Source organism: Alteromonas sp. KS69 (genome assembly GCF_003989595.1).
GTDB classification, from domain to species: domain Bacteria; phylum Pseudomonadota; class Gammaproteobacteria; order Enterobacterales; family Alteromonadaceae; genus Alteromonas; species Alteromonas naphthalenivorans.
Genome location: NZ_PYHU01000043.1, coordinates 17,342 through 29,332, shown reverse-complemented (window position 1 = coordinate 29,332; position 11,991 = coordinate 17,342). Strand labels below are relative to the sequence as shown.

The 11,991-nt window shown below is 42.4% G+C and carries 13 protein-coding genes; 10 read left to right on the top strand and 3 right to left on the bottom strand.

Features of this window, described 5'->3' with window-relative positions:
* Positions 1 to 375 precede the first annotated feature (375 nt).
* From C7Y69_RS18290 to C7Y69_RS18280, 3 genes are all read left to right on the top strand, one after another.
* Entirely contained in the window at positions 376 to 819 is a 444-nt protein-coding gene (locus tag C7Y69_RS18290) for a DUF3010 family protein (protein ID WP_126873741.1), read from the top strand.
* Positions 820 to 953: 134 nt separating this feature from the next.
* Complete coding sequence (locus C7Y69_RS22035) at positions 954 to 1,427, top strand: type II secretion system protein (RefSeq protein WP_126873740.1); 474 nt, start codon at positions 954 to 956, stop codon at positions 1,425 to 1,427.
* Positions 1,428 to 1,541: 114 nt separating this feature from the next.
* On the top strand, positions 1,542 to 1,874 hold the full coding sequence (locus tag C7Y69_RS18280) for a hypothetical protein (RefSeq protein ID WP_126873739.1): 333 nt from the start codon (positions 1,542 to 1,544) through the stop codon (positions 1,872 to 1,874).
* An 84-nt stretch (positions 1,875 to 1,958) separates the two neighbouring features.
* Here C7Y69_RS18280 and C7Y69_RS18275 read toward each other — a convergent pair whose 3' ends face one another.
* A complete protein-coding gene (locus tag C7Y69_RS18275) occupies positions 1,959 to 3,203 on the bottom strand; it encodes a DEAD/DEAH box helicase (RefSeq protein ID WP_126873738.1) in 1,245 nt (414 codons plus the stop codon).
* A gap of 173 nt (positions 3,204 to 3,376) precedes the next feature.
* On the opposite strand from C7Y69_RS18275, the gene C7Y69_RS18270 reads away from it, so the two are divergent.
* The 5 genes from C7Y69_RS18270 (at position 3,377) to C7Y69_RS18250 (ending at position 7,571) form a co-directional block, all read left to right on the top strand.
* On the top strand, positions 3,377 to 3,763 hold the full coding sequence (locus tag C7Y69_RS18270; RefSeq protein ID WP_126873737.1) for a PilZ domain-containing protein: 387 nt from the start codon (positions 3,377 to 3,379) through the stop codon (positions 3,761 to 3,763).
* 236 nt (positions 3,764 to 3,999) lie between these two features.
* Positions 4,000 to 4,308: a DUF1272 domain-containing protein gene (locus C7Y69_RS18265; protein WP_126873736.1), complete on the top strand. Its 309-nt coding sequence runs from the start codon at positions 4,000 to 4,002 to the stop codon at positions 4,306 to 4,308.
* A gap of 30 nt (positions 4,309 to 4,338) precedes the next feature.
* Positions 4,339 to 5,235 (top strand): EamA family transporter, encoded by an 897-nt coding sequence (locus tag C7Y69_RS18260; protein ID WP_126873735.1) that lies wholly within the window; start codon positions 4,339 to 4,341, stop codon positions 5,233 to 5,235.
* Complete coding sequence (locus C7Y69_RS18255) at positions 5,235 to 6,239, top strand: GlxA family transcriptional regulator (protein ID WP_126873734.1); 1,005 nt, start codon at positions 5,235 to 5,237, stop codon at positions 6,237 to 6,239. Before C7Y69_RS18260 ends, C7Y69_RS18255 begins: the two co-directional genes overlap by 1 nt.
* A 159-nt stretch (positions 6,240 to 6,398) precedes the next feature.
* Positions 6,399 to 7,571, top strand: coding sequence for a PQQ-dependent sugar dehydrogenase (locus C7Y69_RS18250; RefSeq protein WP_126873733.1), 1,173 nt, complete (start codon positions 6,399 to 6,401; stop codon positions 7,569 to 7,571).
* Positions 7,572 to 7,846: 275 nt separating this feature from the next.
* On the opposite strand, the gene C7Y69_RS18245 is transcribed toward C7Y69_RS18250, so the two are convergent.
* Positions 7,847 to 8,701, bottom strand: a complete 855-nt coding sequence (locus tag C7Y69_RS18245) for a PA4780 family RIO1-like protein kinase (RefSeq protein ID WP_126873732.1) — start codon at positions 8,699 to 8,701, stop codon at positions 7,847 to 7,849.
* 263 nt (positions 8,702 to 8,964) lie between these two features.
* Between C7Y69_RS18245 and C7Y69_RS18240 the strand changes: the two genes are divergently transcribed.
* A complete protein-coding gene (locus tag C7Y69_RS18240; protein WP_126873731.1) occupies positions 8,965 to 10,086 on the top strand; it encodes a zinc-binding dehydrogenase in 1,122 nt (373 codons plus the stop codon).
* A gap of 552 nt (positions 10,087 to 10,638) precedes the next feature.
* Positions 10,639 to 10,980, top strand: coding sequence for a PBPRA1643 family SWIM/SEC-C metal-binding motif protein (locus tag C7Y69_RS18235; protein WP_126873730.1), 342 nt, complete (start codon positions 10,639 to 10,641; stop codon positions 10,978 to 10,980).
* A 116-nt stretch (positions 10,981 to 11,096) separates the two neighbouring features.
* On the opposite strand, the gene C7Y69_RS18230 is transcribed toward C7Y69_RS18235, so the two are convergent.
* Complete coding sequence (locus tag C7Y69_RS18230; RefSeq protein ID WP_126873729.1) at positions 11,097 to 11,771, bottom strand: nitroreductase family protein; 675 nt, start codon at positions 11,769 to 11,771, stop codon at positions 11,097 to 11,099.
* Positions 11,772 to 11,991: the final 220 nt, after the last annotated feature.

Genomic DNA, 11,991 nt, shown 5'->3' with positions numbered 1-11,991 from the left:
CTAGTCACCTCAAGTAAACATCGTCGCTTCCAAGCAAACACCAATACAAAAAGAGTTTTATCGTTCCACTACCTTGGGCTCAGGGCTATCGCCTGTAGGATACGGTTTACCATACGACAATGGAAAGCTGCACTCGAGTGGTACAGCTCCTTAGTAGACGAAGCCTGGGGTGGAGGTACATGAAATTAAATTCGTGGGGATCCCTCAGGGTTAGAGTACTTTATTGATATAAAGGCACGCTGATCCTATTTCCTGCTATTTTTCGACACTATTTCTGGGAAAAAAAAATATTGAGTAGCCAAAGAAAATTGAGTGTGGGTAAATATCATCAGTGAAACACGTTATAATGATTTATAAATGTGAATAGGAATTGATATGAAAGTCTGTGGTGTAGATTTAAAAAGTAACGAAGCAAATGTGTGTCTGTTGTCGCTAATAGATGGTTTGTTTCATGTTCCCGACTGCCGAACGCGCCGGTTAACGTTGGCCGATACCAGTGCTAAAGGGCTAAAAAGCTTTCAAAGCACTTTCGCTAAACTTGTTGCCGACTACAAAATTGATGCTGTGATAATTCGCCAGCGTCAAAGCAAAGGTAAATTTGCTGGCAGCGCTATTGGCTTCAAATTAGAAGCGGCTATTGAATTAATTGAAGGGTTGGATGTAGTTGTATTTAGCTCGACAGATATTAAAGAGTCAATACGAAGAAACCCAATTGCAGTGCCTTTTGCAGAAACAGGTTTGAAGCAGTTCCAAGAGCCTGCCTTCACTACCGCTTATGCGTGGCTTATGCATAACGAATACGCATCTCAAGCAGAATAGAATAAGGGGGAAGAGTTAGTTTATTATCTCTAAAAAGTATTCTGCCCCCATTTTTAGGCTTTCGTCTATTTTTAAATTTTCTTTGTGTGTAATACACTTAGGTCAGATTAATACTAGTGTAGTGCCTTTTGTATATGAATAAATGCCAACGTGCCAATGGCTTTACTTTAATTGAGTTGATTATAGTTATAGTCGTACTGGGCGTACTTGCGACTACCGCGGCCCCAAAGCTTTTGAATATTCAAAAAGATGCCCAAGCGGGTGCACTTGAAGGATTAAGCGCTGCGCTATCCTCGTCTTCTGAAATTGTTTACGCTAAAGCGCTGATTGAGGGCGTGGAAAGCAGTGCGGATACAACACTAGCATCAGGTATTCGCGTGCGTTACGGCTATCCTTACGCAACGCAAACGAATCTTAAAGAAGCCTTAGATTTCACAGAAGATGATTGGAAACTAACAGGCTCTGCACCTGAAGTTACCTTCACGTTAGAGCGTCAAACCAGTGATCTCTCTAGCGCTGAGATTGCCGCAACTGATGTATGTAAATTAACCTATCGCCATCCAAATCAAGGTGAAAAGCCAACCATTACCGTTACTGATTGCAACTAGAAATAATGGAACCAGAGTACTTTATTTCTTCAAAAGTCCGCAGCCTCACGACTTAAACTGGCAAGATTAGTAAATTTTGCCGATAATCAAATCTTTAAATCATTCAAAGATATAATGAATACACGACTCCCTCTGTACAAAAAGTTGTTGGTGATGTCTCGCGTTGAACCTGGCTGCCTTGGGCCACAAGGTACAGATTACATTGAGGAGTTCTGTGTTTTTGCCAAACAAAAACTTAAAGATCACCACGGACACTGTTTACGCTGGGCTATTAAGCCCCGTTACGACAAATCCCTTCCTGAGCTAGAGTTTCAAATGAAAAATATCACTGTATCCCGTGCGAATGCCGACAAATATATGAACAGTTTCAATATCGATATTGATGCCTTTGAAGAAGAGTTAGAAGAAACCCTTGCTGATTTGGTTGATGTGTTTTTTGAGCGGTGAAAAAAGATGTCAGAGTACATTCTCTTGTAAAAAGACTCTATCTTGTAACAATACTCTGACCACATTGTTTGCCCCCATTATTTCTTAGCGTCGCTTTCTGCGTCCTTTCGATCTGCCTTTACCTTTTGGTTTATTGTCAGCTTCGAAGTTTCCGTATAAGTCTTCATCTATACTAGAAATAGGTGGTTTAGGCTTTGGTTTTGGTGCAAACCCCGAAACAAATGTCTTTTTAAACTGCCGTCCAATAAAGCGTTCGATAGCGTTCAACTGCTTCGCTTCGTCGTCGCTAAATAGCGAAATCGCTAAGCCTTCCGATGATGCTCTGCCTGTACGACCTATTCTGTGAATATAGTCTTCGGCTACATAGGGCAGGTCGACGTTAATAACGCAAGGCAACTGTTGAATATCGATGCCTCTAGCGGCAAGGTCTGTCCCGATTAATACTTTAATGCTGCCATCTCTAAAACCATTTAACGCCAATGTGCGTGCTTGCTGCGTTCTGTTTGCATGTATTGATTCGGCAGCAATACCTATTGCTTCAAGTTCATTTCTTAAGGCATCGGCACCGCGTTTGGTGCGCGTAAACACCAATATTTGAGACCAGTCATTGTTTTTAATAAGGTGGATCAGAAGCTCGCTTTTCCGCTCTTTGTCCACTGGGTGTAATACCTGTTTAATCTTTTCAATGTGATCATTCGCCTTGGCTAACTCGATAGTCACTGGGGTATTAAGCATTGTGGTAGCGAGTGTTTTTATTTCTTTGGAAAATGTGGCTGAAAATAGAAGAGTTTGTCGTGTCTCTGGCAGAAGCTTTTGTATGTGATGAATATGATCAATAAAACCTAAGTCCAACATGCGATCGGCTTCGTCTAGCACCAGTATTTCAAGAGAGTTGAAATTAATTGCGCCTTGTTCGTATAAATCTAACAAGCGCCCTGGTGTTGCAATAAGGATATCGACACCTTGCTCTAACGCATATTTTTGAGGCTCAATCCGTACGCCACCAAATACAGCCGTAGAACGAATATCTATGTTTTGGCTATAAGTCTCTACGTTTTGTGCAACCTGGGCAGCAAGCTCTCGAGTTGGGGCTATGATTAGGGCTCTTACACAATTGGGTTCTGGGCGTGGCATATCTGCCAATAGATGCAAAATTGGTAACGAGAAACTGGCTGTTTTACCGGTTCCTGTTTGCGCAATCGCGATAACATCTTGTTTGTTCAATATCGCGGGAATGGCCTCCTTCTGGATAGGAGATGGCGTGGTATAGCCCTTTTGGGCTACGGTGTTTAATAATTCAGTACATAAGCCTAAAGCGCTAAATGACATAAGAGGGAAGCCCACAACGCATAAAATTTGGCGCCATAATACTAAAATAATTGGGTTGGAGTACATTATCTCCCAAAAAGTATACTATTCGCCGAATAGTACTCTGACAGCATTTGTCATTAGCAACGAAACTTGGTTTTTACGTAACCTGGTACTACGCTTAGTAAAAATTTATGACAATAGCTAAGATGATTAATGATAAAAGAAAACACCCGCGATTTAATCTCAAAGGTGTACATGCAGACGTCATAATAAGTAACCCTGTAAGTGAAAATAGCATTAACTTGGAGGGTAATATGGTTGATATGAGTTATTCCGGTATCCGAATTAAATTATTATCCGAAATGCCTCAAAACCTTCCGGATAGCAACGTGAAAATCGTTTTAACGCTGCCGAGTTCTGGTATTTGTTGCACAATAAAAGGCGCGATCCGGCATATCAACGCAGAGTCTGAGGTTGGGCTACACTATGCCGATTATCACAAAGAAAGCGAAGTTGATGCCTTTATGTTCGAATGCGTTAAGCACATGGACACGCCACACCAACATATGATTGATTAATAACAGCCTGAAGGTGGCATTATAGCCATATACAGCGGTTAATGGGGCGTATACACGGCGGGCTGCCAAATTCACAATTTCCCCTTAGCCTTATGTCATCACAACCCTCAAACACCCAGATTCTACCTCATTTTTTGCTTATGTCCTTTTTGACCCGCTAAGATTGAGTTTTTGCCCTATCATCCATGTGAAAACAGGCTTAGTATCTTTATTAACAACCATCTGGGCATGCCTCTATGTTGATACTCAAACCTAATTGTGAATGTTGTAATGCGCCGTTATCTGCTAACTCATCAAAGGCCTATATTTGTACTTATGAATGTACGTTCTGTGAAGATTGTTTGAAGGGCGTTTTGCAAGGCGTTTGCCCTAACTGCGGGGGTGACTTGCAACGAAGGCCTATACGCCCTGTAAAAGCATATCGTCCGGGTTTGGGTTTACAGCATCACAGTGCAAGTAAACAGAAGGTTATCGGGCAACTCAGTGAGCAAGAAATCACTACGTTTGTAGACACAATAAAACATATTCCGGCGCATCAACGCTAATCAATTAATATCAGCAAAAAAGGGTAGGGGATGTTAGGAAAAGATTTATTGATCGCTATATTTATAATAGTGATATGGGGCGTGAATTTTGTTGCTATTGTTTGGGGTTTAGAAGGTATGCCTCCTTTATTAATGGGCGGTTTGCGTTTTCTATTAGTCGCATCGGTAGGTGCTTTATTTTTCAAACGGCCCAACACCCCGTTTATATGGTGGGTGGCCTATGCTGTGCCCATTAGTTTTCTGCAATTTGCGTTTTTATTTTCTGCTATGGCCTATGGGATGCCCGCGGGTTTAGCATCGCTTGCACTACAAGCACAGGCTTTGTTCACCATGATTTTTGCTATGTTTTTTCTAAAAGAATCAATAAAAAATTATCAAGTGTGGGCCTTTTTTATTGCCGGGTTTGGCTTAACTTTTATTGCACTAAGTAAAGACGACCATAGCATCACAGCCCTAGGGTTCGGTTTAACCATGGCAGGTGCGGCAAGCTGGGCTTTGGGTAATATTAGTGCTAGAAGCATTAGCAATCGAGGCTTTAATTCGAACGTTAACTTAGTGGTTTGGAGTGCATGGGTACCGCCTATTCCATTTTTCATCGGCAGTTATTTTATTGAAGGACCCGAGCAAATTATCACAAGTTTAAGTGGGTTTAGTTGGGTGTCGTTTGGCGCGTTACTGTATCTGGCGATTGGGGCCACCATAACCGGCTATGGGCTTTGGAGTTATCTATTAACCCGTTATCCGGCCGGCCAAATTGCGCCGTTGTCGTTAGGCGTTCCTATTGTAGGGCTAAGCTCTGCTGCACTCATACTTGATGAGAGTATTACGCCCATGCAGTGGCTGGGTATTATCCTGGTATTGTTTGGCCTGCTACTTAATACCTTTGGTGGTCGCTTTCGCCGTAAAGCTGCGGCGGTGAGTTTATAATGGCTGAGTGTGCGAATACTTTTGAAGCTAACGCTTTCGATGCTGGCGTGAATACAAATGCCGACAGTGACACTATACCCATCTACATCGTATTGTTCCCAGAGCTTTTGATGTTAGATGTGGTAGGGCCATCAGAGGTGTTTGCTTATGCAAATCGCTACGGAAGAAAACATTTTAAGCTGCATTTTGTTGGGCCAGAAACTTCGCTTAAAAACTCCCTTGGAATGAGTTTGTCAGTTGACCCTTTGCCAAATACCGTTGAACCAAATGCTTGGCTATTAGTAACCGGCATGGTGGGTAATGAAATTAAACTTGATACGCCTGTGATGCAAAAAGTATGTGGATGGTTAGCACAACATCAATTTGCCAAAGTGATCAGTGTTTGTGCAGGAGCATTGGTGTTGGCGAAAGCGGGGTTGCTGAATAATAAAAAATGCACCACACACTTTATGCACTGCAATGAGTTATCTGCTTTACTTACCGCTAAGCAAGTACTTGAAAACCGATTATTTGTACAAGATGGCAATGTGTATACCAGCGCTGGTGTATCCGCTGGAATTGATTTAGCGCTTCATTTGGTACAGCAGCAAGTTGGCCCCCAAATATCGGCAAAGATAGCCAGGCAAATGGTATTGTTTATTCGCCGAGGTATGCAAGATCCTAGTTTGTCACCGTATCTGGAGCACAGAAACCATTTACAGCAAAGAATTCATACAATTCAAGACAAGATTCAGCAAGACCCTGCTAAAAGTTGGAGTGTAGACGAACTGGCTGACTTAGGGCATTGCAGTAAACGCCACTTTGCGCGAATATTTAAAGACAGCACCGGTATTACTAGTAAAGAATATATTTACAAATTACGACTAAGTTTAGCCCAGCAACTCTTGCAACACTCGCCGTTGCAGGTAGAAGAAATCGCCCAGCGGTGTGGGTTTGAAGATCCAAGGCAATTTAGGCGTCTTTGGGCTAGATACCACAACAACCCGCCATCATCCTATCGATAGGATGATGGCGGGCTGCGAAACAAAGCAAAATTAGCCGATGTTAGCGCAAGTGAGCCGTACCCAATAAACACGCGTAAACATCGTTATTAATCATCATTTGCGTGCCACACTGCGGTGTGACAAGTATTACGCGAACCTTTTACAAGGTTAACAACGACTATGCGAAAACCTATCACGGGAAAAAAAGTAGCTTTTCTTTTTACTATGCTAGCAACCTCCTTCGTTGCGTCGGCTCAGTCTGACTTTCCAACTCAGGTTGAGTTGAAAGGCAGTAAGGGCACTATGCTTGTCGGAAAAGCTATAACATCATTCGAAAACCCTTGGGCAATGGTATTTTTACCTGATGGGCATAGTTTAGTAACAGAAAAGGCTGGCACACTGTGGTTGCTTGATAAGAACCAACAGAAACGCTTTGCAGTAACCGGCACTCCCAACGTTAAAGCGCGAGGGCAAGGTGGTTTAGGTGATGTAATTGTTCACCCTGATTTTAAAACGAATAGCACCATCTATATTTCCTACATAGTGCGCGATCCCAAAGATGATGCCTACAGTGGGGCAGTGATTGAGCGCGCAACACTAAATATTTCTGATAGCGGTGCAAATTTGTCTGACAGAGAAGTTATTTGGCATCAATCACCGAAAGTAACCGGAAATGGGCACTATTCACATCGTATGGCGTTTTCGCCGGACGGCTACTTGTTTATTACGTCAGGAGACAGGCAGAAATTTACGCCAGCGCAAAACATGGCGATGAACTTGGGAAAAATTTTGCGCTTAAATGCAGATGGAAGCGTGCCACAGGATAATCCATTTTATGGCAACGGTAGCGTGACAGAACAAATATGGACGCTCGGGCACCGTAACCCATTGGGTATTGATTTCGACGAACAGGGCAATTTATGGTCCCATGAAATGGGCCCCCGTCATGGTGATGAGCTCAATGTTATTGAAAAAGCGCGTAACTATGGCTACCCCGTCGTTTCGCAGGGCGACCATTATTCCGGTGTAAAAATACCGAACCACGAAGATTACCCTATTTATAAAGCGCCAGAAAATGCGTGGGTACCTGCCATAAGCCCGGCGGGTTTTATTATCTATAAGGGTGACATGTACAAAGACTGGAAAGGGAATGGCTTCATAGGCGGTTTGTCTTCAGAAGCGTTAGTGCGGGTTACTTTCAGTCAAGATGGTCAAAAGTGGAATGTGGAAGAGGCGGAACGTTACGAATGGGGTAAACGGGTTCGTGAGGTGGAACAAGATAACAAGGGCAACATATATGTACTTGAAGACAAAGAAGGCGGCCGTTTAATAAAACTTCAGCCCGATACCTAGCAAGTAAAACTAATTAGGTTAAATTGAAAGAGCACAAAAAAGCCCGAGTAAATCGGGCTTTGATTACCTACCAGTCCGTTAAAATGCGTAACGGGCATTCAGGCCTATAAAATCACATTGCTTTGCGAATGCCACGTAAATTTAGCACCTACTAAATTTTGCGACTAGCATTTAATTTTAATTCAATTATTTCAATTTCGTGCAGTTAAAATAAGTGTCAAGTAACGGCGGGTAACGCGATAACTATAAGTACTCTGCTCCCCCATTTTTATCTGCTAATCATCATCCGAAAAATTAATACGTGCTAACCGTTCTTGCTCTTCATCAGCGGCTGCTTGTATTTCCTCAAGAATGGCGTCTACATCAGCATCTTCACTGTCATCTTCAAACTCACCTGTAAGGACAGAATTAGGCGTTAGGTTGGCTTCTTCAAATAGCGCCCACATTTCTTTTGCGTAGTTAGTATTCAATAGCTCGGGAGCAAACTCGCCGTAATAACGGCGAATATTATTAACGTCGCGAGCAAACATGGCCTCGGCGTTGTTGTTGGCTGAGGCATTTACCGCTTGGGGTAAATCGATAATGACAGGGCCTTTGTCATCTACAAGAACGTTAAACTCAGACAAGTCGCCGTGAATAATACCCGCGCAAAGCATTAGCATAATATTGTGCATCATGAGTTTATGCTGGGCTATTGCTTCTTCTTTGCTAAAGCTAACATGACCTAACTGCGGCGCTACATCGCCGTGTTCATCAGACACCAATTCCATTAGCAGCACGCCATCTATACAGCAGTATGTATCTGGTACACGCACACCGGCTTCATTTAAACGTGATAGGGCATCTACCTCTGCAGTTTGCCAAATTTCTTCTTCAATTTGGCGTCCGTAGCTAGAACGTTTGCCCATAGCACGTGCTTGGCGACCACCTCGCACTTTGCGACCTTCTTGATACTGTGCCGCTTTTTTAAAGCTACGTTTAACCGCATCTTTATAAACCTTTGCGCAACGAACATGTTCACCACAGCGAACCACGAAAACATCGGCTTCTTTACCACTCATTAAGCGGCTTAATACTTCGTCAATTAAACCATCATCGACGAGAGGTTGTAGGCGTTTAGGTATTTTCACTCATTGCCTGCTAAATGGTGTTGTGTATTTATCATTGGTAGTAAAGGTACTCTGTAAGTGTTTATTTAATTTTCTAGCATAGTATATCAGCCTTGTGAAAATAATGGGGTCAGAGTTGCTCAAACCTAAATGTACTCTATCCTTTTTTTATTTTTATAACTCATTTGCACCTATATATATTACCAATATAAATATTACTGATGTTAACGCCATGTTAGCTTAGCTCACACGTAGATCTTGATTAACATAGCGAGACAACCAAAATGAATAAATCCAAACAGCTTTTTACGCTTATTAAATCAGAAGGCGAACTAGAGGTATCTATCAAAGAGGTAGATGTATCTGAGCCTAAGCCACACGAAGTGATAGTTCGTATGGAAGCTTCACCAATTAATCCTTCTGATATGTGGCCCATGTTCGGCCCTGCCAGCCTTGATAAAGCCACCTTTGATGCCAGTAAAAATGCGTTGGTTGCACCAGTTCATAAATCAATGTTGATGCGCATTAAGTCGCGCGTTGATCAAACTTTACCTATTGGTAACGAAGGTGCGGGAACGGTTGTTGGGGCAGGCGATAGCCCTGAAGCTCAGGCACTAATGGGTAAAACTGTTTCTATTCTAACTGGCGCAGCTTACACCGAATATGCATGTGTTCCAGCGCAAGCATGTTTGCCGCATATGGAAAGCACAACGGCGCAGCAAGCGGCGTCTTCGTTTGTAAATCCGTTGACTGCACTGGGTATGGTAGAAACCATGCGTATGGAAGGCCATAAAGCTTTAGTACATACCGCAGCTGCATCTAACTTGGGCCAAATGCTAAACAAAATCTGCTTAGAAGAAGGCGTTGATTTGGTAAACATTGTGCGTAGTCAGCAACAGGTAGATATTCTTAAAGACTTAGGCGCTAAAATTGTGCTTGATTCTACTAGCGAGAATTTCAAAGCAGAGCTTTACCACGCTATTGATAAAACAGGCGCTACGTTAGCATTTGATGCTATTGGCGGCGGCGAGTTAGTAAGCGACATTCTTACCATGATGGAAGCGTCAGGCAGTAAAGATGCCAAAGGCTTCAACACCTATGGTTCTGACAGCAACAAGCAAGTGTATATATACGGTGGCCTAGATTTCTCTCCAACTATACTAAATCGAGCTTTCGGTATGACATGGGGAATTGGCGGCTGGTTACTTATGCGCTTCCTTGGCAAACTAGATAAAAAGCGTGTAGGCGCACTTTATCAGAAAGTTGCCTCTGAAATTAACACTACTTTTGCGTCTTCTTACACCAAAGAATTAAGCCTTGAAGAAGCACTGCAGCCTGAAAATGTCGCCTTATACAATGCTAAGAAGACAGGTGAAAAGTACCTGATTGTGCCTAACAAAAAGTAAAACATTAATGGGGGCTGCATCAATTATAGCTAAAAGTAAGCGGCCCCCGTTTGTAGCTCCTCGTTTATAGCCCGCATTTTCATCTATCCCGAAAACAAAGAATGTAAATTTGGAACTATAACGCCGCTTTAGTGCGGCGTTTTTGTTCTAAATGCTACGTTAATCTTACGTAGGTTGTGTGTGTGCTTTGCACTTGTAGTAGACTAGACATAAGCAGATCATCATATAGCTCTCTATAATTCACCATGCGTGGTTAATCTGAATCTCGGATACGCAACCCCTGAAAGTCAATTTTACCCTCTGTTTTTTATCGCTCATCATGGGTTTAGAGTAACTAAACCACATCATGGACGCCCTAATTCAGGCAAAGATATTATGACTTACTCTAGTTAAATGGATTGAAAATAGATAGCTAATAGCTCTTTAATGAAATGATTGAGAAAAATGACTTCATTTTGAAATTTCTTATCCAAGGCCTCGGTTGATTAGCTAATTTTTGTGACGACTTAAAGATGTCACCCTCCTTCTACTTTTAAATGTTTGGAACACCAAATGTCAGATAAATTTTTTTTCAAAGGTCGTAAAGACGCTCGTCAAACGACCCTAACATACGGTTATGAACGAAATGCCAGCCGTATTGCAGGCAGTAAAAAATATCCGCTTAAATTAGTGGTAACCAATGAAGCTCGAAAACAAGAAGTAAAAGCATTAGTGGCGGACGCAGATTTGTATGCAGATATTACTATTGATACAAAGGAAGGAGCGGTGGAATCTATACAAGAGTTAACAGTGCTACTGAATAAAAAGGGTACTGTAACGGTAGAAAAAGTACCTGCACGTAACGATCCCTGTGTTTGCGGTAGCGGTAAAAAATACAAGAAGTGTTGTGGTTAGATTACTATAAATGTATGCAGGGTAACCTGCCCCCCGTTTCTTGGGTGAACAAAAAACGGGGCCAGAGTGAAGCCGACTTAAAGGTCTTTACCCTACAACACTTTGACAGCTTTTCATTAAAGAAAGCTGGCTACGTCGTTTAGTGACTTTTTCTGCCTAGCATGTGCTGGAATGGTTGCATTAGGTGCCGGATACCCCGCAACAATAAGCATATAAGCGCGCTCGTTATCGGGCCGCTGACATACATCGGTCAAAAAGCTCATAGGCTTGGGCGTATGGGTAAGTGTTGCTAGGCCTGCATTATGTAACGCGGTAATAAGCATGCCAACAGCAATGCCTACAGATTCATGAACATAGTAATTTTGACGTTTTTCTCCGCTTTCCACTTCATCAAATTTTTGACTAAATACTGCAATAAGCCAAGGAGCTGTTTCTAAGTAGGGCTTGCTTGAATCTGTGCCTAAAGGCTTAAGGTCGTTTAACCATTGTTGCCCAGCACGACCTTCATAAAATCCTCGCTCGTGCGCTTCCGCTTGCTCTCGCACCTTTTGCTTTACTGCGGCCGATTGAATAGCTGCAAAGTGCCAAGGTTGATGATTGGCACCACTTGGCGCGGAGCCGGCAGTTAATATACAGTTTTCTATAATCGTTTTGTCTACACATTGGTCGCTGAAATGTCGAATACTGTGCCTGCGTTGCATTAATTTTAGGAAGTCTGTGCTTCGCGATAGCATCGTGTGTTCGGGGTATTCATTAAAATCATCTAGTGGTGAATGGTCGTGAGGTTGCATTTTTTAGTCTCGTTTTTGTCACGTTTCTTCACATAGAGTAAAGCTAAATGTGGTAAGAGTACATTTGAACGAGGGTGAAATTCGTTAGCTCGTTTCTTTTACCCTACATAATGGTTAAGTGAATAAACGCTGTAGAGGCAGCGCGTTTTTACTGTTTCGTCTAGCGACATACCCCTAATTCTGAACTTCAATATATAGTGGTGCCTGATACAAAAGCGGA

Coding starts and splice junctions, on each gene's coding strand:
- C7Y69_RS18240 (WP_126873731.1), top strand. CDS start 8,965: ATGAATAAATCCAAACAGCTTTTTACGCTTATTAAATCAGAAGGCGAA.
- C7Y69_RS18230 (WP_126873729.1), bottom strand. CDS start 11,771: ATGCAACCTCACGACCATTCACCACTAGATGATTTTAATGAATACCCC.
- C7Y69_RS18250 (WP_126873733.1), top strand. CDS start 6,399: ATGCGAAAACCTATCACGGGAAAAAAAGTAGCTTTTCTTTTTACTATG.
- C7Y69_RS18280 (WP_126873739.1), top strand. CDS start 1,542: ATGAATACACGACTCCCTCTGTACAAAAAGTTGTTGGTGATGTCTCGC.
- C7Y69_RS18290 (WP_126873741.1), top strand. CDS start 376: ATGAAAGTCTGTGGTGTAGATTTAAAAAGTAACGAAGCAAATGTGTGT.
- C7Y69_RS18235 (WP_126873730.1), top strand. CDS start 10,639: ATGTCAGATAAATTTTTTTTCAAAGGTCGTAAAGACGCTCGTCAAACG.
- C7Y69_RS18270 (WP_126873737.1), top strand. CDS start 3,377: ATGACAATAGCTAAGATGATTAATGATAAAAGAAAACACCCGCGATTT.
- C7Y69_RS18265 (WP_126873736.1), top strand. CDS start 4,000: ATGTTGATACTCAAACCTAATTGTGAATGTTGTAATGCGCCGTTATCT.
- C7Y69_RS18255 (WP_126873734.1), top strand. CDS start 5,235: ATGGCTGAGTGTGCGAATACTTTTGAAGCTAACGCTTTCGATGCTGGC.
- C7Y69_RS22035 (WP_126873740.1), top strand. CDS start 954: ATGAATAAATGCCAACGTGCCAATGGCTTTACTTTAATTGAGTTGATT.
- C7Y69_RS18275 (WP_126873738.1), bottom strand. CDS start 3,203: ATGTCATTTAGCGCTTTAGGCTTATGTACTGAATTATTAAACACCGTA.
- C7Y69_RS18260 (WP_126873735.1), top strand. CDS start 4,339: ATGTTAGGAAAAGATTTATTGATCGCTATATTTATAATAGTGATATGG.